The organism is Exiguobacterium sp. s129, assembly GCF_018617585.1.
Taxonomy (GTDB): domain Bacteria; phylum Bacillota; class Bacilli; order Exiguobacteriales; family Exiguobacteriaceae; genus Exiguobacterium; species Exiguobacterium aestuarii_A.
On sequence record NZ_JACSKL010000009.1, the window covers coordinates 70423 to 91363 of the forward strand.

General features: G+C 47.5%; 23 protein-coding genes. 11 read left to right on the forward strand and 12 right to left on the reverse strand.

The window, feature by feature from the left end:
• Positions 1-80: 80 nt before the first annotated feature.
• Positions 81-1112 (reverse strand): alcohol dehydrogenase AdhP, encoded by a 1032-nt coding sequence (adhP, locus tag KNO92_RS10930; RefSeq protein ID WP_214696641.1) that lies wholly within the window; start codon positions 1110-1112, stop codon positions 81-83.
• A gap of 161 nt (positions 1113-1273) precedes the next feature.
• On the opposite strand from adhP, the gene KNO92_RS10935 reads away from it, so the two are divergent.
• The 4 genes from KNO92_RS10935 to KNO92_RS10950 all read left to right on the forward strand — a co-directional run bounded on the left by KNO92_RS10935 (position 1274) and on the right by KNO92_RS10950 (position 4390).
• The gene (locus KNO92_RS10935; RefSeq protein WP_251127107.1) at positions 1274-2047 is read left to right on the forward strand and encodes a hypothetical protein; all 774 of its coding nucleotides are present in this window, start codon (positions 1274-1276) and stop codon (positions 2045-2047) included.
• Positions 2048-2155: 108 nt separating this feature from the next.
• The gene (locus tag KNO92_RS10940; RefSeq protein ID WP_214761298.1) at positions 2156-2902 is read left to right on the forward strand and encodes a methionine ABC transporter ATP-binding protein; all 747 of its coding nucleotides are present in this window, start codon (positions 2156-2158) and stop codon (positions 2900-2902) included.
• Entirely contained in the window at positions 2895-3557 is a 663-nt protein-coding gene (locus KNO92_RS10945; protein ID WP_214761301.1) for a methionine ABC transporter permease, read from the forward strand. Before KNO92_RS10940 ends, KNO92_RS10945 begins: the two co-directional genes overlap by 8 nt.
• Positions 3558-3577: 20 nt before the next feature.
• Positions 3578-4390 carry a MetQ/NlpA family ABC transporter substrate-binding protein gene (locus KNO92_RS10950; RefSeq protein WP_214761304.1) on the forward strand — a complete coding sequence of 271 codons (813 nt, stop codon included), beginning with the start codon at positions 3578-3580 and terminating at the stop codon, positions 4388-4390.
• Positions 4391-4402: 12 nt separating this feature from the next.
• Here KNO92_RS10950 and KNO92_RS10955 read toward each other — a convergent pair whose 3' ends face one another.
• The 4 genes from KNO92_RS10955 to KNO92_RS10970 form a co-directional block, all read right to left on the reverse strand.
• A complete protein-coding gene (locus KNO92_RS10955) occupies positions 4403-4804 on the reverse strand; it encodes a DUF4304 domain-containing protein (RefSeq protein WP_214761307.1) in 402 nt (133 codons plus the stop codon).
• Positions 4805-4877: 73 nt separating this feature from the next.
• Positions 4878-5714 (reverse strand): aldo/keto reductase, encoded by an 837-nt coding sequence (locus tag KNO92_RS10960; RefSeq protein ID WP_214761309.1) that lies wholly within the window; start codon positions 5712-5714, stop codon positions 4878-4880.
• Between the two features lie 78 nt (positions 5715-5792).
• On the reverse strand, positions 5793-6755 hold the full coding sequence (locus tag KNO92_RS10965; RefSeq protein WP_214761311.1) for an HAAS signaling domain-containing protein: 963 nt from the start codon (positions 6753-6755) through the stop codon (positions 5793-5795).
• Positions 6742-7089, reverse strand: a complete 348-nt coding sequence (locus KNO92_RS10970) for a PadR family transcriptional regulator (RefSeq protein WP_214696655.1) — start codon at positions 7087-7089, stop codon at positions 6742-6744. Before KNO92_RS10970 ends, KNO92_RS10965 begins: the two co-directional genes overlap by 14 nt.
• 128 nt (positions 7090-7217) lie before the next feature.
• On the opposite strand from KNO92_RS10970, the gene KNO92_RS10975 reads away from it, so the two are divergent.
• Positions 7218-7619, forward strand: a complete 402-nt coding sequence (locus KNO92_RS10975; RefSeq protein WP_214761314.1) for a hypothetical protein — start codon at positions 7218-7220, stop codon at positions 7617-7619.
• Between the two features lie 39 nt (positions 7620-7658).
• Here KNO92_RS10975 and ahpF read toward each other — a convergent pair whose 3' ends face one another.
• Entirely contained in the window at positions 7659-9182 is a 1524-nt protein-coding gene (gene ahpF, locus KNO92_RS10980) for an alkyl hydroperoxide reductase subunit F (RefSeq protein ID WP_074036831.1), read from the reverse strand.
• An 11-nt stretch (positions 9183-9193) separates the two neighbouring features.
• The gene (gene ahpC / locus KNO92_RS10985) at positions 9194-9757 is read right to left on the reverse strand and encodes an alkyl hydroperoxide reductase subunit C (protein ID WP_015880295.1); all 564 of its coding nucleotides are present in this window, start codon (positions 9755-9757) and stop codon (positions 9194-9196) included.
• 317 nt (positions 9758-10074) lie between these two features.
• Between ahpC and KNO92_RS10990 the strand changes: the two genes are divergently transcribed.
• Entirely contained in the window at positions 10075-10761 is a 687-nt protein-coding gene (locus KNO92_RS10990) for a BglII/BstYI family type II restriction endonuclease (protein WP_214761315.1), read from the forward strand.
• Positions 10762-10774: 13 nt separating this feature from the next.
• Here KNO92_RS10990 and KNO92_RS10995 read toward each other — a convergent pair whose 3' ends face one another.
• Both KNO92_RS10995 and KNO92_RS11000 read right to left on the reverse strand, forming a co-directional pair.
• Positions 10775-11221: a very short patch repair endonuclease gene (locus tag KNO92_RS10995; protein WP_214761317.1), complete on the reverse strand. Its 447-nt coding sequence runs from the start codon at positions 11219-11221 to the stop codon at positions 10775-10777.
• A 69-nt stretch (positions 11222-11290) separates the two neighbouring features.
• Positions 11291-12628, reverse strand: a complete 1338-nt coding sequence (locus KNO92_RS11000; protein ID WP_251127108.1) for a MutH/Sau3AI family endonuclease — start codon at positions 12626-12628, stop codon at positions 11291-11293.
• Between the two features lie 180 nt (positions 12629-12808).
• On the opposite strand from KNO92_RS11000, the gene dcm reads away from it, so the two are divergent.
• Positions 12809-14143: a DNA (cytosine-5-)-methyltransferase gene (gene dcm, locus KNO92_RS11005; protein ID WP_214761321.1), complete on the forward strand. Its 1335-nt coding sequence runs from the start codon at positions 12809-12811 to the stop codon at positions 14141-14143.
• Between the two features lie 60 nt (positions 14144-14203).
• Here dcm and htpG read toward each other — a convergent pair whose 3' ends face one another.
• Positions 14204-16072 carry a molecular chaperone HtpG gene (htpG, locus tag KNO92_RS11010; protein WP_214761323.1) on the reverse strand — a complete coding sequence of 623 codons (1869 nt, stop codon included), beginning with the start codon at positions 16070-16072 and terminating at the stop codon, positions 14204-14206.
• Positions 16073-16353: 281 nt separating this feature from the next.
• Between htpG and gloA2 the strand changes: the two genes are divergently transcribed.
• Entirely contained in the window at positions 16354-16734 is a 381-nt protein-coding gene (gene gloA2, locus KNO92_RS11015; RefSeq protein WP_214696664.1) for an SMU1112c/YaeR family gloxylase I-like metalloprotein, read from the forward strand.
• A 25-nt stretch (positions 16735-16759) separates the two neighbouring features.
• Here the strand turns inward: gloA2 and KNO92_RS11020 are convergent, their stop codons facing one another.
• Complete coding sequence (locus KNO92_RS11020; RefSeq protein ID WP_214696666.1) at positions 16760-17386, reverse strand: TetR/AcrR family transcriptional regulator; 627 nt, start codon at positions 17384-17386, stop codon at positions 16760-16762.
• Positions 17387-17509: 123 nt separating this feature from the next.
• Here KNO92_RS11020 and KNO92_RS11025 point away from each other — a divergent pair, with 123 nt between their 5' ends.
• Together KNO92_RS11025 and KNO92_RS11030 are read left to right on the forward strand one after the other, a co-directional pair.
• On the forward strand, positions 17510-18259 hold the full coding sequence (locus tag KNO92_RS11025; RefSeq protein ID WP_031424198.1) for an SDR family NAD(P)-dependent oxidoreductase: 750 nt from the start codon (positions 17510-17512) through the stop codon (positions 18257-18259).
• Positions 18260-18318: 59 nt separating this feature from the next.
• Positions 18319-18756, forward strand: a complete 438-nt coding sequence (locus KNO92_RS11030; protein ID WP_214761324.1) for a hypothetical protein — start codon at positions 18319-18321, stop codon at positions 18754-18756.
• A 32-nt stretch (positions 18757-18788) separates the two neighbouring features.
• On the opposite strand, the gene rluF is transcribed toward KNO92_RS11030, so the two are convergent.
• Positions 18789-19499 carry a 23S rRNA pseudouridine(2604) synthase RluF gene (gene rluF / locus KNO92_RS11035; RefSeq protein ID WP_015880301.1) on the reverse strand — a complete coding sequence of 237 codons (711 nt, stop codon included), beginning with the start codon at positions 19497-19499 and terminating at the stop codon, positions 18789-18791.
• Between the two features lie 168 nt (positions 19500-19667).
• Between rluF and tnpB the strand changes: the two genes are divergently transcribed.
• Positions 19668-20840 (forward strand): IS200/IS605 family element RNA-guided endonuclease TnpB, encoded by a 1173-nt coding sequence (gene tnpB, locus KNO92_RS11040; RefSeq protein WP_214696669.1) that lies wholly within the window; start codon positions 19668-19670, stop codon positions 20838-20840.
• The last annotated feature ends 101 nt before the right edge of the window (positions 20841-20941 follow it).

Below are 20941 nucleotides of genomic sequence, written 5' to 3' on the forward strand. Positions count from 1 at the left end.
TGACGTTCCTAACTATACAAAAGCAACTATACCCCGTCAACGTCAATCTAGAACAAAACGAGGCACAAGGCCCCGTTTTTTTACTGACAGTCTTTATTTTTGAAATCGATGACCATCCGTCCCTGAATTTTCCCTTGTTCCATTTCTTCAAAGACATCTTGTACTTCGTGAAGGCAACGCTTATGAACGACTGGCACGACGAGTCCTTCAGCCCCGAACTGGAAGGCTTCCTCTAAGTCTTTACGTGTCCCAACGAGCGAACCGACGACTTCAATCCCATCGAGAACGAGACGTGGGATGTTTAAATCCATCGTTTCAGAAGGAAGACCAACCGCCACGACTTTCCCGCAGGCTCGAACGGCGTTGACCGCTGAATTGAAGGCGACTTTTGAGACGGCCGTAACGACTGCAGCGTGTGCTCCGCCGAACTTCTCTTGAACGATGTCCGCCGCATCCCCCTCGTTCGAAGGATTGATCGTCAAATCGGCTCCACTTTCTTTGGCGAGTTCGAGCTTGTCGTCGTTCAAATCGACAGCGATGACGTGCGCGTTGAAGACGTGTTTCGCATATTGAATGGCTAGGTTCCCAAGTCCGCCACAACCGTAGATGACGACTGTCTCCCCAGGCTTCACGTCTGCGACTTTGATGGCCTTATACGTCGTGACACCCGCGCATGTGATGCTTGAGGCTTGCGCAGGATCCAAGCCTTCAGGTACTTTGACGGCATAATCGGCCACGACGATACTTTGTTCGGCCATGCCTCCGTCAACGCTATAGCCGGCATTTTGAACGTTTCGGCAGAACGTTTCACGTCCTGTCGTACAATATTCGCAGCGACCACATGCATGATACATCCAGGCGATACTGACACGGTCGCCGACTTTTAGACTTTTGACATCGTCCGCGATTTTTGACACGATCCCAATCCCTTCATGACCAAGCACGCGTCCTTGCACATCCCCGAAGTCACCGGCCGCGACGTGAAGGTCCGTGTGACAAACGCCACAGTACTCGACATCGACGAGCGCTTCACCCGCCTGTAATGGACGAATTTCCTTTTCAACGACTTCGATGTTGGCTTTGCTTGCTGAATTGACAACGACTGCTTTCATGTTTGAACACACTCCTTGTGAGAATTTAGCGAATCTGCCGGAAAAACACGCTGAATTACACCGTAAGAATATCACAAAAAATGGAATGAAAGCGCTTTATTTTTGAATAGCATTTGTCTGAAGCATGAACTTTTGTCACATAAAGATTTAGGGAAATAGAGATGAATGAAGCAAATGAATGGAGTGTCAGTCACATGACGCGGACAGAGTTATTTCACACATACAAATCGAAAATTTTGCAGTTATCGGACTTAGGGGAAGAGACGTTAAAAAGTGAAGATTTTTTGTTAGACCGTGATGAAAAGAAACAACTCGATATCTATTACGCACCATTTGAATACATCAACCCGGATGCGAAAGTCGTCATCGCAGGGATCACACCAGGCTTGTATCAAATGCGTCAGTCGTTCGAGGCAATCCGTGACTTGAAGGATGCAACAGACGAAGAGGCGCTTCGAGCCGTCAAACAACGTGGCAGTTTTTCCGGTCCGATTCGAAAGAACTTAGTGACGATGCTGGACGATTTGGAGTTACATCATCATTTGGGAATCGAATCATCCCTCGATTTGTTCGGATCAGCAAATCATCTCGTACAAAACACGGCGGTCCTCCCTTATCCGGTCTTTTATAAGGGCAAAAACTATAACGGGTCGAGCCCAGATATGATTCGAACGGATTTGTTTCGACAGTACGTGGAAGGAACGTTCGCTGAAGAGATGACACATCTTCAAGATGCACTCATCTTACCGATGGGCGTCAATGTGAGGCGAGCTGTGGAATTGTTGGTTCATCAGGGTCTCTTAGATCAGGAGCGCGTAGTGAGTGGGTTTCCTCACCCATCTGGTGGGAACGGTCATCGCCATCGCATCTTCGCTGAAAATCGAGACGCCATGAAGCGACACATAGCCGAACATTTCAAACGACATCCACTCTGAACCGCAGTGCGGTTCTTTTCATGTGAGCACATGACCTGACATCGACTCTTTACTTCGCTAAAATGGTAAAGGTTGACTCACTCACGAGATGTAGAAAGGATGTCTGCCATGATCACATTGTCGTCCGTCCATAAGCGTTATGGACAAGAGATGGCCGTTCGCGATGTATCGCTTCACATTCGAAAAGGGGAGATTTACGGCATTATCGGCGCAAGCGGTGCCGGGAAGTCGACGCTCCTTCGATTGATGAATGTATTGGAGCGACCCGATAGTGGAAGTGTCATAGTCGATGGCGACCAGTTGACCGAGCTCTCAAATCGGGAACTCCGCAAGAAGCGACATCGGATCGGTATGATTTTTCAACAATTTAATCTTGTCGCGAATAAGACCGTCTTTGATAACGTCCTCGAGTCACTGAAGCTTGCCAAGCGCCCGAGAGGATCATGGGAAGCACGCGTGATGGAATGTCTCCAGTTCGTCGGACTCGAAGCGTATCGCGATAAATATCCTTCCCAGTTGAGTGGTGGACAAAAGCAACGGGTCGCCATCGCTCGGGCACTCGCAAGCGAACCGAGCGTGCTCCTATGCGATGAGCCGACCTCTTCCCTCGACCCGAACACGACGGCAGAAGTGTTACGTGTTCTTCAGTCGGTCAATGAACAACTTGGCGTCACCATCGTCCTCGTCACGCATGAGATGGATGTCATTCGTCAAATTTGTCATCGCGTCACCGTCATGGCAGAAGGAGCCGTTCATGAGACGATTGAACGGGAGCCGTCGGGTGTGGTGGCCATCGATCAGAACCCAAGTTGGTTCGTCGAACAGTTACGGAAGGAGGGCGAACCGAATGCCTGACATCCTGTTACGCTATCAATCGGAGATTTGGCAGTCCATCGCTGAGACGTTCATCATGGTCGGGGTGTCGATTCTCGCAGCAATCCTAGTCGGACTTCCGTTAGGCACGTGGCTTTATCTTTCGCGTAAAGGACAACTGTTAGAGAACCAAGTCGTCTTCTCTGTCCTCAACTTAGTCGTGAACATCGTCCGGTCTTTCCCGTTCTTGTTACTCGTCGTGTTTTTGATTCCATTTACACGGCTCATCATCGGGACGGCCATCGGAACAGCGGCAGCGACGGTGCCACTTTCCATCATTGCGATCGCGCATTATGCACGCCTCGTCGAGCAGTCATTGATTGACGTTCCACGCGGTGTCGTCGAAGCAGCGCTCTCGATGGGTGCGTCGGTGAGAGACATCATCTTCAAGTTTCTCTATGTAGAAGCCAGATCCGGTCTCGTGCTCGGATTGACGACATCCATCATTAGCTTTATCTCGTACTCGACGATCATGGGGGTCGTCGGGGGTGGTGGCATCGGTGACTTTGCCATCCGTTACGGATACCAACAGTTCCAGACAGAACTCATGCTCTATATGATTCTCATCATGCTCGTCTTCGTGCAGTTGATCCAATTCACGGGCACGACCGTGGCGCGAATCATCGACAAACGCTAAACAGAAAGTAGGAAATGAATATGAAAAAATTGATGGCACTTCTTGCCTCACTCACACTCGTTCTCGCCGCATGTGGGAACGACACAGAAACACAAACGGAACAATCGAACGAACCACAGACGTTGAAAGTCGCGTCACTCATCCCACCGATGACAGATATGCTTGAAATCGCGAAAGAACAGCTTGCAAAAGAGAACATCGAACTCGAAATCGTCGTCCTCGGAGACAATGTTCAACCGAACTCGGCACTCGCGGCAAAAGAAGTCGATGCGAACTTCTTCCAACACGTTCCGTACATGGAAGAGTTCAACCGTAGCAATGATGCGAATCTCGTTCCAATCGAACCGATCTATTTCGCAAACTACGGTGTATACGCGAAAAACTATGACAACATGGAAGACATTCCGGAAGGCGCGACCATCGCCATCGCCAACGATGTATCGAACATCGACCGTTCACTCTCCCTTCTTGCACAACATGATGTAATTGAACTCGGAGAGAAAGAAAGCACGTACTATACACAAGCCGATATCACCTCGAATCCGAAAAACTTCAAGTTTGAAGAAGTCGACTTGTTGATGCTCGCTCGTGCATACGATGATGTCGATGCGGTCTTGATGACACCGGCCTACGCGGCACCGCTCGGTTTGACACCGAAGAGTGACGCACTTCTGACAGAAGGTGTCGAGAACGATTTCGCCATCACGCTCGTCGCACGTGAAGACAACCAGGACGACGAAGCGATCCAAAAACTCGGAGAGGCCCTCACGAGCGATGAAGTCCGTGCATTCTTAGAAGAAAACTATGCAGAAACGGCGATTCCGGCGTTTTAATTAATTCCGTACTCAACGTAAGATATCTTGTTCAAACGAAGTAATGACTTGTTGCGTCACGCGTAGATAGTCTTGTTCAGATTGAGCTGACTCGTAAAGGAACCAAATACCGTCTTCATCTGAAGAATGACTGCCCAGCCTTCGTCGTGCGTCGACGTCGATATCATGGGCGGTCATTTTTTGTGGGCTAATTTGTTCTCCCCAATATGTTTGAAAGCCAGTGGGCGGAGCTTGAGCCAATACGACGATGAACGAACCACCATGCCGATTGAATTGAAAGGTGACTAAATCAATTCGGTCAGATTGAATGCGCCGAAAGTGAGGGAACGATCCTTGAAATTGGTGTGACCGCAAATAAGGAACGACTTCCCGTTTCAAGAAGGCAATCATGTCTTTTCGTTGTTGGGATAGCATGAGAATCTCCTTTAAGTAGTTTAGTTAGAATATATACAAAAATCGGATTGAGCGCATGCTCAATCCGATTTAATTAATACTCTTCGTATTCTCTTGGATCTTGGTCATCGATGCGACCATCTGGCTTCGTCAACGCATTGAGCGTCTCCATCTCTTCCTCGGTCAATTCGAAGTTGAAGACATCGAGATTCTCTTTCTGATGCAATTCGCTAGACGAGCGGGCGAGCGGAATCACACCGAGCTGGATATGCCAGCGCAAGATGACTTGAGAGACGCTCTTGCCTTTTTGTTTGGCGAGTTCGGTGATTTTCTCGTCATGGATGACCGTACGGGCGCGACTGAGCGGGCTCCATGCCTCCGTGATGATGCCACGCTCCCTATCGGCTTGACGCTGATCGACTTGCGAGAAGTACGGGTGTAGCTCGATTTGGTTGATGACCGGTGTTTCTCCCGTTTCTTCAATCAAGCGGTCGAGGTGCTCCGGCATGAAGTTCGAGACCCCGATGGAGCGGATCCAACCATTTTTCTTCGCCTGAATCAAGGCACGCCATGCCTCGACGTACTTGTCTTGTTTCGGGTTTGGCCAATGCAAGAGGAACAAATCCCAATAGTCGAGGTTTGCTCGATACAAGGACTCCCGAATCATCTCGAGTGCCTGGTCGTAGTCATAATATTGCGCGCGCAATTTTGACGTTAAGAAAAGCTGTTCGCGCGGGATGCCGGATTGGCGAACCGCCTCACCGACTGCACCTTCATTATCATAACGAATCGCCGAATCGATGAGTCGATATCCGTTTCGGATGGCGCACGTAATGGCGTCGACCCCTGCTTCACCTTTCAAATAAACTGTTCCGAGTCCAATGGCCGGAATCTCATAACCGTCATGTAGCTTAATTGTTGGAATACCCATCAAATGCCTCCCCATTCAAAATCCGTTCTCTTCTCCGCTATTCCACTTTCCTCGGAAATGAAACGTTTGAATGTGAGGTCAACGACGGAACGCTTTGATCAAACCTTCAGCCAAATCGAGGATACACACGACGATGATTGTGAACAAAATACTCCATACACCCCAGCGACTGATTGTTTCGATGTCGATATTCGTTTGTTCAGCAATCAAAGAGAGAGCTTCGGTCGAAATTAGATCAGGTTGCAGTAAAATGAGTGCCGTGACGACGATCCATACGATTTTGAAGAGGGCGTTCCACAAGGCGAGCGGCTTCGTCCAGTGTCGAACGATCCATTTGTAAATGGCGATCGCGATGCCGAAAACGACCAAGGCAATGACAAATGGGAAGAATTGATTCAAGACGGACGAATTGAGTAGCGGATAGGATTCGCCATCCGCGACGACGCGAATCAACTGCTCGGCATTGACGTACAATACGACCATCAAAACAGTGGCGACAACATCAAACAAGATTGAACCAAGAGAGATTGAGGTCGAACGAGGTTTTACTTTCTTGAGTTGTTCAGGTTTCCAACTCGAGAAGGGGACTTCGCCCTCAGGTACAGCCCGTTCGATGATGAAGAACGTGAGGGTAATCCAGAATAGAGTCTGAACGACAACATTGAAGATGGCAGCCCCGGTCTGAAGGAATGCTTGAATCAAGAATTGACTCCAAGACGTGTCGTCTATGGGGTTGGTCAAATAACCGATGATGGAGAGAACTGTGATGACCGTGATGGCAATCGGTAAGACAATCTTGATGATGTTCACGTACTGTGTGAAGAGAGCTGGTCCGATGAGATGGAGGGGACGATTCGCATAACGAGCAGCGAGAACATGCGGGTCGCCGAGTTCGCGCAACGCTTCAAACAAGGCAGTTTCAGACGGGTCATTTCCAGTCATGTCATCGATGGTCGATTCCAATTCAAGGGCGACATCTTGCCGCATCGATTCAGGGATTCGAGAAGTGACTTCATCGATATACACATCACGAAGATTCATGATCATTTCCTCCTTCAATGAGACGGGTCAACGTTTTCGACATCTTCATCCATTCTTCGTACAATTCATTCAAAATAGCCATTCCATCGGGGCTGAGCACATAGTACTTTCGAGGTCGACTCTCCGTCGTATCCCAGGAGCTCGTGACGAGTCCTTGTTTTTCAAGTCGACGTAAGAGCGGGTAGAGCGTGCTTTGATCAATGTTGATTTCGGCATCAAGTAATGCTTGGACGAGTGAGTAACCATACTGCGGTGTCTTCAACTGACTGAGCACCGCAATCGTCAACGTACCACGACGCAATTCCGTCACCAACGAGGCTTTGACATCGGACATTTTTTCGCCTCCTTCATTCGTTCATCTTTATACTGTATATCATACACTATAAGTTATCATACATCAATGTGGATAAAAGATATTGAGTCATTTCCTGATTTTGGGATAATAAAGAGGAGGTGATGTTGATGAAGTGGTGGTGGATGGTTGGCGGTATCGTAATTGTCATGTTGATGGAAGTGAACGTTCGGATATATGGTGGAGCCGCAACGTTCGGGGTGCCGATTGGATGGATGATCACGCTATTGGTCATGACTCATTTTCGAAAGCCGACATCAACTCGATGGGCTGTGGCGTTTGGGGTAATCAGCGTAAGTATTGGAATCGTGTTATCTGTACCGAGTTATTCAGTAGCGGAAGCACAAGAGACGCTGAATAAAACGTACAATGACGTGACGTACATGGAAAGCGTACCGACGACCGGGGGAGAATGGAGTCCATTCACGCCTCGAGTGGGCTACCGATTTGAGACGGGGAGCGGAGAATCGGTCTTGTTCATCCCGGACTCCGGGAAAACATTTGAACTGTAAAAAAAGACTCGCTCTCATAATAGAGGGCGAGTCTTCTTATTAGTTGCGAATCATGTAGTCGAAGGCGCCGAGTGCGGCTGTCGCACCAGAACCCATCGAGATGATGATTTGTTTGTATGCGCTGTTCGTGCAGTCTCCTGCTGCGAACACACCTGGGACGTTCGTCGCGCCATGACGGTCGACAACGATCTCCCCGAAGTTGTTGCGTTCGACTGAGTCGAGCCAGTCTGTGTTCGGGACGAGGCCGATTTGGACGAAGACGCCTTCTAATTCGACATGGTGTGACTCGTTCGTCTCACGAGACACATACGAGATGCCGTTCACTTTGTCCGTACCCGTGATTTCTGTCGTCTGAGCGTTCGTGATGACAGTCACGTTCGGGAGGCTGTGGAGACGGTCTTGAAGCACTTGGTCGGCCTTGAGTTCAGGAGCGAACTCGAGAACCGTTACATGCTTGACGATACCTGCGAGGTCGATGGCCGCTTCGATCCCAGAGTTACCGCCACCGATGACCGCGACACGCTTCCCTTCGAAGAGAGGACCGTCACAGTGCGGGCAGTAAGCGACCCCTTTGTTTTTGAACTCCGCCTCACCTGGGACGTTGACGTTACGCCAGCGTGCACCGGTTGAGAGGATGACACTCTTACTCTTCAAGACAGCACCGTTCTCGAGTTCGATTTCGACGAGGTCATTTTTCTCAAGACGCTTCGCGCGTTGGAGGTTCATGACGTCGATCCCGTACTCTTTGACGTGCTCTTCTAGACTTGCGACAAGCTTTGGACCTTCTGTATAAGCGGTACCGATGAAGTTCTCGATCCCCATCGTGTCCATCACTTGACCACCGAAGCGCTCCGCGATGATTCCGGTACGGATTCCTTTACGAGCCGCGTATACGGCCGCACTTGCACCAGCTGGACCGCCGCCGACGACGAGGACGTCGTACGGGTCCTTGTCCGAGAACGCAGACGCGTCAGGACCTGTACCGAGTTTCGCTAAGATCTCTTCGAGCGACATCCGACCGTTACCGAACGATTCTCCGTTCAAGAAGACCGTTGGGACAGCCATGATCTCTTTCGCTTCCACTTCATCCTTGAACGCGGCTCCGTCGATCATCGTGTGGGTGATGTTCGGGTTGAGGACGCTCATGACGTTTAGCGCTTGCACGACGTCAGGACAGTTGTGGCAGCTGAGGCTGATGTATGACTCGAAGTGATACGTGCCTTCGATGTTTTGGATCTGTTTGATCGTGTCCGCATCGACTTTCGGTGCGCGCCCGCTCACTTGGAGGAGGGCGAGGACGAGTGATGTGAACTCATGTCCGAGTGGAATCCCCGCAAATACGATTCCTGTCTCTTCAGACGGACGATTCACGCTGAAGCTCGGTGTACGCTCAAGTGTCGCGCGTTCAACCGAGATACGTGATGACATGCTGGCGAGTTCGTTGACGAGCTCGAGCATCTCGTTTGAGACTTTGTCTTCCCCAGCACTCACACGGAGGACGACGTCGCCCTCCATGAGCTGGAGATATTGGTCGAGCTGTTGTTTAATCGCTGCTTCTAACATGCAATCGCTCCTTACAATTTACCGACGAGGTCAAGGCTTGGGCGGAGTGTTTCAGAACCCTCTTCCCATTTCGCTGGACAGACTTCGCCTGGGTTGTTGCGTACGTATTGTGCTGCTTTGACTTTGTTGACGAGCGTGCTCGCGTCACGGCCGATGCCGCCAGCGTTGATCTCGACAGTTTGGATGACGCCGTCTGGGTCGATGATGAACGTACCACGGTCTGCGAGGCCGTCTTCTTCGTTCAAGACGTCGAAGTTGCGTGAGATGACGTGTGATGGGTCACCAATCATGATGTACTCGATTTTTCCGATTTTCTCAGATGTTTCGTGCCAAGCTTTATGTGTGAAGTGTGTGTCTGTTGAGACAGAGTAAACTTCTACACCGAGGTTTTTAAGTGTAGCGTACTCGTTTTGAAGGTCTTCGAGTTCAGTTGGGCAGACGAATGTGAAGTCAGCTGGGTAGAAGCAGACAACGCTCCATTTGCCTTTGAGGTCGTTCTCTGTAACTTCGAGGAATTCACCTGTTTGGAATGCTTGTGCTTTGAATGGTAGTACTTCTTTGCCGATTAATGACATGGGTTATGTCCTCCTTGTTTTTTACTCTAGCGTTTCTATCTCGACTAGAATAATTATAATGTAATACTAACTTCATATAACGAGCTGGAATTGTCAAGGCGTTTGCATGCTTTGAAATGTGTTGAAATAACTCATAAATATTTATGATTAGCTTAATATCAACGAAGAAAACGATTACAAAAATGATGTATTTTCTTTCTTTAAGTAGTATCTTTACAAAATATTAAATGAGTCACAAACTCGATTGAAAGATGGAGAGTGTATCGTTATTCTCGTCTTTCTGTTCGTGATTATCATTTACAGACGGGGGATTTATTATGAATTATCGAGTTCATTCCCACCGATTCGGTGAGACGATATTGAAGAATGCTGAAGAGTTCAAGGAGATTTGGTCAGAGATTCATGACATCATTCAATCAATTAGCGACGATGACATCATCAAATTAATTAATGAAAAATACGCTAAAAAGAACAAGAGTCTATCAAAGGCTTTGAACGAACTATTCAGACTGGAATTTTTGAGAAGAGGATGGGTGCGTGAGAGTTCGATTTTTCAGGACCGTGACTATTCAGAGAATGTGTGGCGTCTTGATTTCGCCAAAGACAATATCTCACTCGAGGTCGGGTTTAACCATGCGGGTACCATCGCTTGGAACTTATTGAAACCGGTCATCGCAAGCGAACTGAACCACGTTGAAAAAGCGATTCAAACCCGAATCGGAGTAATCATTTGTGCGACTCAACGATTACAGCGTGCTGGTAATTTTGATGGCGCCATTGGAACGTATGAGAAATATGTCCACCATTTAAAGCCGCTGAACACGCAACTCACCGTACCCATTGTCATTATCGGACTTGAAGCACCTGATACGTTCAAAGTAGTTGAATATTTGAATGAAAAAGGCGAAAAAAGAGGCCGCGTAGAGGAATTCTACGCGAACCTACTTGTCGATGAAATGACCGAGACCTATGATGAACCGATGTTCGATGAAGATTTAGACTGATGTACTTTTAATCTCAGCCACTTCGTATGTGTCGGTTTTGCTTGGCCATATCAACGAAATGAGTGATGGTATAGATGACATGATCAAAATCATCATTGACCTGGTGTTCCCAAAATCGAAGGATGACCCAACCTTCTTCGACATAGTGTTGTGTGACATCGGCATCGCGTTCGATGTTTCGTCCAATCTTTTGGCGCCAAAAATCGGCATTCGTCTTCGGCAATTTGAAGTGGAGGGGACAGCCGTGCCAATAGCAGGAGTCCAGAAATACGACGACGCGTAATCCAGGAAACGAGATGTCGGGCGTCCCGTAAAGTTTGCGATTGTTCTTGCGGTACCGATATCCGGCCGCCCACAGCGCTTTTCTGACTTTGACTTCCATCTTCGTATCTTTCCCGCGGTTCCCGCTCATCGTCTTGAACACGGCTGGACTCGATGCTTTCGGTACGTTTCTGGCCATACCCTCTCCTCCTTGAGTTCTTAGAGAAGGTATTCCCTATACAGCCAGCAGATTATCAACAGAATATGTTCAAGATTTAATCATCATGGATTGCTGAAACTTTTTGTGTAAAAAATCTTTGTTGAACATGAAGCATGTTTTTCGTCCACCTTTGAAAAAAGCTTCATAACAAGAGTCACCTCTTCCGCCTTTCGTAGAAATGACTAGAGGAGAATCTGGACATTTGGTCGCTGTTGGGAGGTCCGAGATCTTGTTTGTGATAAGCGCCTTCTGAATCTGTTTATACGTCTTTGCGAAGTCCTCGATTTCGTCAGGGGTGAATGCGACTTTGAACAAACACTCTAACTTTCGCTGTCCATTTTTAGAGGAGTTCTTTTCGCCGAGATAACCGACATAGAAGAAAGTACTCTCTTCAAAAAATAACTTCCAATCAGAAATCTCCCAATCATCTTGAAAATCTTCTCTGTGGAGAGTTCGGAAGGTTGCTTTTTCAAGGGGATAGTAGTTTGTTTTTATGGGGATACTCCTGATGTCATACGTCAATTTATTGAAAATCTCGACCTTCTCCAAATCCTCTTCGGTGCCAATGACACGTTTCTTAATCATTCCACCTATGCCTTTCGGGATTTTATCTTTAGCAGAATCGGGGTCTACAGTCTTCAGGATTTCAATCTGGGTCATCCCTTTGAACTTTCTCAATCGATTCCACAACCACTCTTCCGGTGTAAGTTCTTTCGATAGATGCACATCATAGCTTGCGCGATGCTCTTTCAAGACACCTTTTATGAAAGAGTTTTTAATCGAGAAGGCTCTTGTTTTAGCTTTGATAGGAGAATAAGGTTGAACTTGTGTTTGCCCAGACGCGCCTTTGGTGGCGGCTCCTAAAACGACGCTGTTTCCCTCAGATAGTTCGTGTGCGAGCCCTTTCTTTACAAAGTCTTGAATCACCAAGTAATCTTTTTCGATTACTGGTTCGATGGCCGTCATATCGTACAATTGATAGTCACGAATAACAAAATCTCTAGGGTCGCCTCCTTTGACAAATTCATACCAAATAAATAAAATTTTTCGGTTTTTTGAAATTAAAGAACTATATTGAAACTCTTGCTCAACGATTTTTGAAAAGTTAATTTGAGAGAGTGATATCCGTTCTTTGGCAGACCATAGCCCCTTCTTAGTCACTGTGAACCCGGAGACTTTTAGTTCAACCCCTAAATTGTCAAAGTCCGCTTCGGCTTTGTTGTTGTTAGGATATCCATAAAATCCTGTTTCAACTATTTTTCCGAGGATTCCCTTGTCATTCGAAAGTCGTTCAAAATAATTTTCTGTGTCGATTTCACCAAAAGTTTTACCAACAATTTCACTCGTCTTACTTAAAAGTGACTCGATTGAATCAAATTTCAACAATATATAGACCTCCAATAATGGTTATTATTAACATATTACTATAGATTATGATTATATTTTGTAGAAAAGATAAAATAGGATAGGCTTGATCCTTTTTGATATAGGTGATAAACTGTTTTCATTGAGAGAAATGTGTAAATGAAGTAAATTAAAGATAGAAAATACGAAAGGGTGTTCCCATTGATTAAAGTAGTTGAGTTATTTGCCGGTGTAGGAGGTTTCCGCATCGCGCTTGAAGGAATTGAAGATGTGAATGCCGAGCCTACATCCGACAAATTCGATGTGGTTTGGGGCAATCAGTGGGAGCCGGCGACGAAGGTACAACCGGCCTTTGATTGCTATGCTGAACGTTTTAAAGGACGTGGTCAACACGTGAATGAGGATATCGCGCTGTCGTGGATGGAAGCAGGGCCACACCATTTGCTTGTTGGTGGCTTCCCGTGCCAAGACTACAGCGTGTCACGTAGCTTGAAGAATGAGCAAGGGATTCAAGGGAAGAAGGGTGTCTTGTTCTGGGAAATCATGAACATCATCGAGCAGGAAAAGCCACCTTACGTCTTACTTGAGAACGTCGATCGCCTCATGAAGTCACCTGCGAAACAAAGAGGGCGTGATTTCAGTGTCATGCTTCGTGCGTTTGCCGATCAGGGATATACGGTCGAGTGGCGAGTCATCAATGCTGCCGATTACGGTTTTGCTCAACGCCGCCGTCGCATCTTCATCTTTGCGACTCGAGCAGATTTAAAGCATTCAACCCGAGCGGGGAAAGCAAATCCTGAGCAGTGGTTGTTGAAAGACGGGTTCTTTGCACCGACTTTCCCGGTCATGGAGAAGACGAGCGAGAAGCATCCGGGCTCGACATTCGAATTGCCGAAAGACATCGTCGAAATCTCGGACACATTCTCTGCGACTTATCGAAATGCAGGTGTGATGACGGGAAATCAAGTGACGACGCTTGAGACGCTCCCGGTTCGAGAAACACCTAAGACGCTCGGCGAAGTCGTCCAAGAGGTGTATGAACAGTTTGGTCCTGCCCCAGAACATTACTACCTAGATACGGAAAAGGTTAAAAAATCTGGTCGTACAGAAAAAGAAGAATTGGCTTATATGAAAGGGCCGAAAAAAATCGAGCGTACTTCTGCGAGCGGTCACGTCTATGTCTATGCCGAAGGAGGCATGTCATATCCAGATTCGCTAGACCTTCCAGGTAGAACGATGTTGACGAGCGAAGGAACGTGCAATCGTTCGAGCCATGTTATCGAAGACCCGCATACGAAAAAATTGCGCTATTTGCGTCCGGAAGAATGTGAAGGGTTGAATGGCTTCCCATACGGATGGACCGCGACTATGACAGACCGCAAGCGATACTTCACGATGGGGAATGCTCTCGTCGTCGGGTTGATTGAGCGGATGGGTCATCGAATTGCGGAGATTCATGAGCAAGAAGACGAAAAGAGCTTGTTGCATGAAGTGAAACAGATGCAGCTTTTAGGAACATATAATAACTTTAAATAATTAAAATGCCCTCATTCCGAATGATATTTTCATTCAGATGAGGGCATTTGCTATTTAGAGTCACTCCGCCATCAACGCACACACCGCATTCGAATATGCTACCGGATCTTCAATTGGTAACCCTTCAATGAGAAGGGCTTGTTGGTATAAGAGGTCTGTATATTGTTTCGCTTTCGCTTCATCTTCTTTATACACTCGTTGGAGTGTCTGGAAGATGGCATGCTCAGCATTCACTTCGAGCACTTTCTCCGCTTTCATGCCGCCGCCGTTTGGCATCGCGTTCAAAATCTTCTCCATCTCAATCGAGACGTCACCTGCGACCGTCAAGCAGACCGGATGTGACTTGAGGCGTGTCGAGGCACGCACTTCTTTGACGCGGTCTCCGAGCTCTTCTTTCATGAATGTAAACAGGTCTTGGTTGTCCTCGTTGAGCGATTTCGCTTCCGCGTCATCGAGACCGAGGTCGCCGCTCGCAATCGACTTGAACTCTTTGTCGTCATACGACTGCAGCATCTTGATTGCGAACTCGTCGATTTCTTCTGTGAAGTAGAGGATTTCATATCCTTCCTCTTTCAAGCGCTCTGCTTGTGGTAAGAGGTCGATGCGATGAATCGATTCGCCTGTCGCATAGTAGATATACTTCTGATCTTCTTTCATCCGCTCAACGTACTCTTTGAGCGAGACGAGTTTCTTCTCATGAGAAGAATGGAAGAGAATCAAGTCTTTCAATTCGTCTTTGGCTGCGCCGAACTGGTCGTACACACCGAACTTCAATTGGCGACCGAACGACTCGTAGAACTTCTCGTAGTCCTCACGCTCGTTTTGGAGCATCTTCTCGAGCATCCCTTTGATTTTGGACTTCACGTTCTTCGCAATCACGCGAAGCTGACGGTCTTGCTGCAACATTTCACGGGAAATGTTGAGTGAGAGGTCTTCAGAGTCAACCATCCCTTTGACGAAACCGAAATAGTCCGGCAAGAGGTCGGGTGACTTTTCCATGATCAACACGCCGTTCGAGTAGAGCTCGAGCCCTTTCTCAAATTCTTTCGTGTAATAGTCGAACGGAACCGTTGACGGGATGTAGAGGATTGATTGATATCGAATCGTCCCGTCGACGTTCAAGTGAAGGTGCTTGAGCGGCTCATCAAAACCGTAGCGCTTCTCGTGATAGAACGCCTTATAATCCTCATCTTTGAGTTCGCTCTTACGCTTCCGCCAAATCGGCACCATGCTGTTGACGGTCTCTTCTTCCTTGTAGTCCTCATACTCTTCTGAGTCCTCTTTTTGACGATGTTTCGTCACATCGAGTTTGATTGGATAACGGATGAAGTCCGAATGTTTCTTGATGAGCGAACGAATTTCATACTCTTCAAGGAATGACGAGTACGCGTCATCTTCAGTGTCTGCTTTCAAGTGGAGCGTGATTTCTGTACCGATGTCCGCCTTGTCTGTCGGTTCGATTGCATAGCCGTCTGTGCCTTCTGACTCCCATACGTATCCTTGATCACTGTCAATCGAGCGAGTCCGCACGGTCACACGGTCAGCGACCATGAATGCAGAATAGAATCCGACCCCGAATTGACCGATGAGGCTATGGTCTTCTTCCATCTTCGTCGCCTGTTTCATGGCGAGTGAACCGCTCTTTGCAATAATTCCGAGGTTCGTTTCAAGTTCTTCTTCTGTCATCCCGATGCCCGTGTCGCGAATCGTAATCGTCCGTGCCTCTTTATCGAGTTCGATTTTGACGAAGTAATCGTCTTTGTTGAACTCGATGCTCTCGTCGGAGAGGGCGCGATAATACATCTTATCGATCGCGTCACTTGCGTTCGAGATGAGCTCGCGCAAGAAGATGTCCTTATGTGTATAAATTGAGTGGACCATCAACTCTAAAATTCGTTTCGATTCCGTTTGAAACTGTTTCTTTGTCATGATCGTTCTCCCTTTTTTGTCTGTATTTTGGCACTCTTTTATAAAGAGTGCTAACACTATTGATTATCCTAAAAATTAGGAAGATGTCAACCGGATTTGAAGAAAAGATTGACGAGGACGTAGGTTTCGCATATAGTTGAGTACATGCGATGAGCTGGTCTATGTAAGACGGCGGACATTCCCTTGAGGAGCACGTTGTGGAGCGTGGTCCGTCGCGGTAGACTTTCGAGAGCACCTCTAGTGAGAGGTGCTCATTTTTTTTTGTATACGGGAATAGAATGATGAACTTAAATACGATTCACCACGTCGCAATCATTGCGTCGGATTACGATAAAGCCAAGCAGTTTTATGTCGAGGCACTCGGATTCGAAGTGATTCGAGAACACCACCGCCCGGAGAAACAGGATCACAAAATCGACTTACGTCTTGGTACATATGAGCTCGAGCTGTTCATCAAACCGAATAGTCCCGAGCGTCCAAATTTCCCAGAGGCGCGCGGTCTTCGACACTTGGCGTTTAAAGTCCACGACATCGAGTCCGTCGTTGCCGAATTAAACGAACGTGGGATTGCGACAGAACCGATTCGTCGTGATGATTTTACAGGAGAGAAGATGACTTTCTTCTTCGACCCGGATGGACTACCGTTAGAACTTCACGAATAAACCCCTTCACAAGGAAGGGGTTTTCTTATGCCCGAATGGATGCGAGTAACATCTCTTTTAATACGTTGATTTGCACAGCCGGTTCGATATCGTCCTCTAAATAACTGATATGCGACTTCAGCATGATATTGTTGCCGAACGTCCCGAATGCATTGATGATCGTAACAATTGTCACTTTCACATCGATATCTGGTCGGAACGAGCCATCACGCTTTCCGTCTTCGATCAACGGTTCAAGCGTCTGCATGATTCGTCGTTGTACGTCAATGTATGTCTCGATGCCAGGAAGGGGTGTGGCGACGAACGATGCATAGCTCTCGAACGCCTCACGAAAACGGGCGTGGTCCGTCCGCTTCAACTGCATCTCGAAAAAATAGTTCAAGATAATCTCGAGCCGTTCATAGGCGTTACCTTCCTCGTTCACAAACTGTTCAAATCGCTCGAGTGTCGGCTGTAGATTTTTGACGGCCGCTGCGACGATCAATTGGTCTTTCTTCGGAAAATAGCGAAACAGTGTCGCTACCCCAATCCCTGCCGCATCCGCAATGTCCTGCATTTGAACTTTCTCAAAGCCATTCTCTAAAAATAAGCGTTCGGCCTCTTGGATAATCAGCTGGATTCGTTCTTCTTTGTTTTGTTGTCGTTTACTCAATTCGATCACCTCATTGTCTGTCATAAGTATATCGTCTTCGAGCAGTTTCGTTGAGATTAATGTCACATCCAATTATTATTATGATAGTTAGACTATCACAATTTAACGAATGGAGCTGGGACAATGCGTTTACAGGGGAAAGTAGCGGTCATCACAGGGGCAGGAAGCGGTATGGGAGAGTCGACGGCACGTCTATTCGCCAAAGAAGGGGCGACGGTTGTCGCAACAGATATCAATGAACAAGGGGTACAAAGCGTAGTCGAGTCGATTCGTGCACAAGGTGGGGAAGCCATCGCGGTGAAGCATGACGTGACCTCACGTTCAAGTTGGGAAGACGTATTTGCAGAAGTGGAAGCGACGTGTGGAAAATTGGATATCCTCATCAATAATGCCGGAATCGCACTCGCGAAACCGTTCTTGGAACAGACAGAAGAGGACTGGGCGCGCACGTATCGCATCAACATCGATGGGGTAATGTTAGGGACGCAGTATGCGATTCCGCTCATGACAGAGAATGGCGGAGGATCAATCGTCAACATCTCCTCCATCTCAGCACTGACAGGTATGGCAGGTGCCGGGGCATACACGGCCTCAAAAGGTGCTGTCCGTTCTCTCACAAAAGCAGCGGCCGTCGATTACGGGAAGCAAAACATTCGGGTCAACTCGGTGCATCCGGGGTATATCGTGACACCGATGAGTGCGCCGCATATGGAACATCCGGACTATAAGCAGCACTTCTTGAATCAAATCGCTTTGCCGAATCTCGGACAAGCGGATGAGGTGGCGGCAGCCGTCCTCTTCCTCGCGTCAGACGAAGCGAATCATATTAGCGGGATCGAACTTCCGGTAGACGGTGGCGTGACGGCGAAATAATCGAGAGAGCATCCTGATGTGATGACACCTCGTGTTATATTAAGAAAAGAGGTGAAGTCATGATTCAGTTTGAGATGGAACGAGTATGGATGGATGAAACGGAGCTGTTTTATCAAGTTCAGCTTCAACTTCGGTCTTCTGCCTGCACCAGTAATCAGTTGATTTATTTAGATGATGCGAGTCTTGAGGATCTTCATCAAAAGATCGATCAATTCAATCAAGCGTGGGGCAAAGAACCAATCACATGGAGACTGCTCGATGAAGAAGAGGATTCGGATGATTTGCAAGTCAATCTAACCTTCACGTTGATTGACCGCATCGGGACCATCCAAGTCGATATTTTCATTCATGATGAATGGCAGTTTGACTCATTTGACCACATTCATATGAAATGTAGAATGAGGACGACAATGGGCCAGCTCGATGACTTGAGCGCTCAACTCAAACGTTTCATTCGTCGTGAGACCGACCATGTCGCATCACTTCGACCAGAATAAAAAACAAGCCTAGACGCGCGTCTAGGCTTGTTTTAGTACCATTCTTTCGGCTCGTAATTCAATTCGCGGAACAACTGCTCACGTTCTTTTTTCGAAAGGTCGCGCCATTGTCCAGGCGGGAGTTTCCCGAGCGTGATGTTCATGACACGCACGCGTTGGAGGCGGAACACTTCGTATCCGAGCGCCTCACACATCCGACGGATTTGACGGTTGAGTCCTTGCGTGAGGGTGATGTTGAAGTCGAACTTCGAGAGCGGGCGGACTTTACACGGAAGCGTCTTCTGCCCGAGGATTTTGACGCCGGCTTCCATCTGTTCGACGAACTCCGGTGTGATTGGCTTATCGACCGAGACGATGTATTCTTTCTCGTGCTCGCCTTCTGCGCGAAGAATCTCGTTGACGATATCGCCGTCGTTTGTCATGAGGATGAGACCTTCCGAGTCTTTATCAAGACGACCGATGTTGAAGATGCGGAGCGGGTGGTTGACCATGTCGACCAAGTTTCCTTTTACTTTCTTCTCTGTCGTACTCGTGATCCCGACCGGCTTATGAACGGCGATATACACGTTGTTTCGTGCGACACGTGCGACCGAACCGTTGACGAGGACTTCATCCCCCGGTTTGACCTGATCGCCGATTTTTGCTTTTTTCCCATTGATGGTGACGCGTCCCTCTTCGACGAGACGATCGGCTTGGCGACGGGACGCCTTGCCTGATTCACTGATGAATTTATTGATGCGCATGTATACACGTCCTTTGTTTGGCTTTGTCCTCTCACTATAACGCATTTTATCAAAATTAGGCGAGAATACTCCCACTTCTAAACGTTCAGGGCGAAGCCCTAGTGAAAGTGGGAAATGAAGCGCCCACCATCCTTTCGGGTATAATATCTTTCAAGGAGGTGAAAAATCATGTTGAAACATAAGGCTTACAAATTCAGAATCTATCCGGCAAAAGAGCAGGAAATCCTGATCGCCAAGACGATCGGTTGTTCGCGTTTCGTCTTCAACCACTTCTTGGCGAAGTGGGATGAAACCTATAAGGCGACAGGAAAAGGACTGTCTTACGGCTCTTGTTCGAAAGAAATCCCTTTGTTGAAGCAGCAGTTCGACTGGTTAAAAGAAGTTGATAGCACCTCTGTGCAGACCAGTGTCAAGCATCTAGCCGATGCCTACGACCGCTTTTTCAAGAAGCAGAACGAACGACCTCGCTTCAAGTCTAAGCGAAACCCTGTCCAATCCTATAAGACGAATATCCAGGGAAAGTCCCAACTTCCTGAAGTATCAATCATCGGTAACAAACTCAAGCTTCCGAAGCTTAAATGGGTGCGCTTTGCCAACTCGAAGCAGGTCGAGGGCCGGATTATTAATGCCACGATTCGTCGCACGGCTTCGGGTAAATACTTCGTATCTTTGCTCGTTGAGCAAGAAATCAACGAACTCCCTAAGACCGGTTCGTCAGTTGGTGTGGATGTGGGTTTAAAAGATTTCGCCATCTTGTCAAACGGAACCGTATATACGAACGACCGTTATTTCGTATCCCTAGAAAAGAAGTTAGTCCGAGAGCAACGCAAGCTTTCTCGACGTCAGTTGATCGCTCTAAATAAGAAAGTAAAATTATCTGAAGCTAAAAATTATCAAAAGCAGAAACGTAAAGTCACTCGAATTCATGAGAAAATCGCGAACAAGCGCAATGATTTCTTACACAAGGTGTCGACCGAGATTGTCAAAAACCACGACATCATCGGAATTGAAACCTTGCAAGTTAAGAATATGCAGAAGAACCGCAAGTTGAGCAAAGCAATCTCTGACGTAAGCTGGTCGGAGTTCCATCGAATGTTGGAATATAAAGCCGATTGGTACGGCAAGACAGTCGTAAAGGTTAGTAAAACTTTTGCTTCCAGCCAACTATGTTCTTGCTGCGGCTACAAACACAAAGACGTTAAGACGAAGCGCTTACGTGAATGGACGTGTCCGAATTGCGGAGTCCATCATGATCGCGATATTAACGCAGGTATGAATTTGAAATTAGAAGCTGAACGAATCTTAGCTTCTTCAACCGTCGGGACGACGGGGCTAGCCTGATAATGTTTCTCTAGATAGAGAGGATAACTCAGGAATCTCCCACCTCTAAGCAACGCGTAGGTGGGAGTAGTTCAAAAACTCTCGAAAGCGGGAAACGAACG

Coding starts and splice junctions, on each gene's coding strand:
- gloA2 (WP_214696664.1), top strand. CDS start 16,354: ATGAACTTAAATACGATTCACCACGTCGCAATCATTGCGTCGGATTAC.
- KNO92_RS10995 (WP_214761317.1), bottom strand. CDS start 11,221: ATGGCCAGAAACGTACCGAAAGCATCGAGTCCAGCCGTGTTCAAGACG.
- tnpB (WP_214696669.1), top strand. CDS start 19,668: ATGTTGAAACATAAGGCTTACAAATTCAGAATCTATCCGGCAAAAGAG.
- KNO92_RS10970 (WP_214696655.1), bottom strand. CDS start 7,089: ATGTCCGATGTCAAAGCCTCGTTGGTGACGGAATTGCGTCGTGGTACG.
- KNO92_RS10965 (WP_214761311.1), bottom strand. CDS start 6,755: ATGAATCTTCGTGATGTGTATATCGATGAAGTCACTTCTCGAATCCCT.
- KNO92_RS10950 (WP_214761304.1), top strand. CDS start 3,578: ATGAAAAAATTGATGGCACTTCTTGCCTCACTCACACTCGTTCTCGCC.
- KNO92_RS10940 (WP_214761298.1), top strand. CDS start 2,156: ATGATCACATTGTCGTCCGTCCATAAGCGTTATGGACAAGAGATGGCC.
- KNO92_RS10945 (WP_214761301.1), top strand. CDS start 2,895: ATGCCTGACATCCTGTTACGCTATCAATCGGAGATTTGGCAGTCCATC.
- KNO92_RS10975 (WP_214761314.1), top strand. CDS start 7,218: ATGAAGTGGTGGTGGATGGTTGGCGGTATCGTAATTGTCATGTTGATG.
- KNO92_RS11030 (WP_214761324.1), top strand. CDS start 18,319: ATGATTCAGTTTGAGATGGAACGAGTATGGATGGATGAAACGGAGCTG.
- KNO92_RS11025 (WP_031424198.1), top strand. CDS start 17,510: ATGCGTTTACAGGGGAAAGTAGCGGTCATCACAGGGGCAGGAAGCGGT.
- ahpF (WP_074036831.1), bottom strand. CDS start 9,182: ATGTTAGAAGCAGCGATTAAACAACAGCTCGACCAATATCTCCAGCTC.
- rluF (WP_015880301.1), bottom strand. CDS start 19,499: ATGCGCATCAATAAATTCATCAGTGAATCAGGCAAGGCGTCCCGTCGC.
- KNO92_RS10955 (WP_214761307.1), bottom strand. CDS start 4,804: ATGCTATCCCAACAACGAAAAGACATGATTGCCTTCTTGAAACGGGAA.
- KNO92_RS10935 (WP_251127107.1), top strand. CDS start 1,274: ATGAATGAAGCAAATGAATGGAGTGTCAGTCACATGACGCGGACAGAG.
- KNO92_RS10960 (WP_214761309.1), bottom strand. CDS start 5,714: ATGGGTATTCCAACAATTAAGCTACATGACGGTTATGAGATTCCGGCC.
- adhP (WP_214696641.1), bottom strand. CDS start 1,112: ATGAAAGCAGTCGTTGTCAATTCAGCAAGCAAAGCCAACATCGAAGTC.
- htpG (WP_214761323.1), bottom strand. CDS start 16,072: ATGACAAAGAAACAGTTTCAAACGGAATCGAAACGAATTTTAGAGTTG.
- ahpC (WP_015880295.1), bottom strand. CDS start 9,757: ATGTCATTAATCGGCAAAGAAGTACTACCATTCAAAGCACAAGCATTC.
- KNO92_RS10990 (WP_214761315.1), top strand. CDS start 10,075: ATGAATTATCGAGTTCATTCCCACCGATTCGGTGAGACGATATTGAAG.